This is a genomic window from Lacinutrix himadriensis, assembly GCF_001418105.1.
GTDB classification, from domain to species: Bacteria; Bacteroidota; Bacteroidia; order Flavobacteriales; family Flavobacteriaceae; genus Oceanihabitans; species Oceanihabitans himadriense.
Genome location: NZ_LIQI01000004.1, coordinates 1 through 1,771, shown reverse-complemented (window position 1 = coordinate 1,771; position 1,771 = coordinate 1). Strand labels below are relative to the sequence as shown.

Genomic DNA, 1,771 nt, shown 5'->3' with positions numbered 1-1,771 from the left:
TCTTTACACAGCTTTAAATGAAGTTCAGAGTGAGTGCTTGCAACTCTTTAGATTGCTGGATAGTTACATAAAATACCGAACGGCATCGAAGAATAAACTTCATGGTGAAGAAACCTTAGGAATACCTTCCAAGTTTGTGTATCGTTCTTTAAAGCGAAACGTTAAGCATTTGCAAAAGGAGATTACCGCGATAGAAGAGCGTCTATTAGATTTAGTTAAACAAGAGCAGCAACATCAACTGACATTATTAAAAAGCATCCCAGGAATGGGTGTGAAAACAGCTTTGTTTTTAATAGTAGTAACTGATGGATTTAAAAAATTTGAAACGGCATCACAACTGTGTAGTTATGTCGGTATTACACCAACTATACGAAAATCAGGAAGCAGTGTTCGCGGACGAAGTAGAATAAGTAAAGTAGGGAATAAGAAACTAAGAAATCTGCTATTTTTATGTGCATTTTCGGCATGTAAGTACAATAAGGCTTGTAGAGAGATTTATGAACGATTGGTGGCCAAAGGAAAGAGTAAAAAACTTGCGTTAATAGCAGTTGCAAATAAGTTATTAAAGCAAGCATTTGCTATTGCTAAATCAGGATTGCCATATTGTGAAAATCACGTTTCAGTATTGCCTAAATAGTAAAGAATTACATAAAATATAAAAGGCGCAAAACAATAAAATTATTTTGAGCCAAAACTAATAATGTCTAAAATTAACGAAGAAAAGAGTTGTTTTTTACCTCAGTTCTTTGTTGGCATTTCGTTGTTTTTTTTAATTCCAAATGCTCTTTCGTTTATATTAAATAATACCATATCAAATTCGGAAAAGCAATAATGCTAATAATTAATAGTAACAACGATAATAATATTCTTATTTTCTTTTTATTAAGTGCTTTACTTTTATAATTCAAGAATAAACTACTGGCACCAAATCCTATTGCAATTAATTTGAACAAAATTGTATCATATTTTCCATCTCTTGCAGTAGGTGCTAAAATTCCATCTATAAATTGACTTGAAAAATCTATATAATTTAAGTAGTTTATTATAAAATAGTATAACCATCCAAAAGTTAAAATAATGATTGGGTAAATTGAATAATTTTCTCTTTCTATTTTCATTATTCTATTAAGTTCGGTTTTTTGATTTTCCAGCGTTTGAGTGAATTCGGTCAGCGATTTATTCCGCAAACTTTTTCAATTCCGATTGAGTAAGCAATTCCGCAACTTGCTAAATTCCGCATTCAGTTCGGTTTTTGGTTTTTCAATTCCGAATTTCAGTTACTTTTTCTTTTTAAAGCTTTCATAGAATTCATTCATCAATTCAGCTAAATTCATTAATAGAGAAACGAGAGGTTTCGTTAAAAATTTAAGTAAAGGTTTTAATATATAATCAAACATATTTATAATTAATAAAGCTCTTATTTTTTGGTTCAGAGTGCGTTCCGCAATGAATGCCAACGTGTTTGTGTATGGTTAGTTGCGTGGTTTAGCAACTAATTTAGTAAACTTTTACGAACCCGTGAAAATTCCGCAGGAATTTTCGCAAGTAGGCTAGAACCTAGCAATTAATTATACACAGCTTAAGTTTACATTTTAAATAAAACATTAAATTAAGATATATAAATCAGAAAGAACAAAAGAGAGAAATAAGATTAGTATACACGGTGAAGCATTAGACTTCGACAACATTGATAATCCTCTCTCTTTTTCTACTAATATTTCGTTCAGTTCTGTGAGACTTTAGATCTCGATTTCAAGTTGTTGAAACATCA

At 30.6% G+C, this 1,771-nt stretch carries 2 protein-coding genes; one reads left to right on the top strand and one right to left on the bottom strand.

Going from position 1 to position 1,771, the window contains the following annotated elements:
* A partial coding sequence (locus AMD28_RS00095) for an IS110 family transposase (RefSeq protein WP_055442131.1) occupies positions 1-637 on the top strand: 637 nt, incomplete at its 5' end.
* 154 nt (positions 638-791) lie between these two features.
* Here AMD28_RS00095 and AMD28_RS00090 read toward each other — a convergent pair.
* A complete protein-coding gene (locus tag AMD28_RS00090; protein WP_152975498.1) occupies positions 792-1,118 on the bottom strand; it encodes a hypothetical protein in 327 nt (108 codons plus the stop codon).
* Positions 1,119-1,771 lie beyond the last annotated feature (653 nt).

Bases quoted from the DNA above. Each gene is read 5' to 3' on its own strand.
- AMD28_RS00090 (WP_152975498.1), bottom strand. From the start codon at position 1,118: ATGAAAATAGAAAGAGAAAATTATTCAATTTACCCAATCATTATTTTA.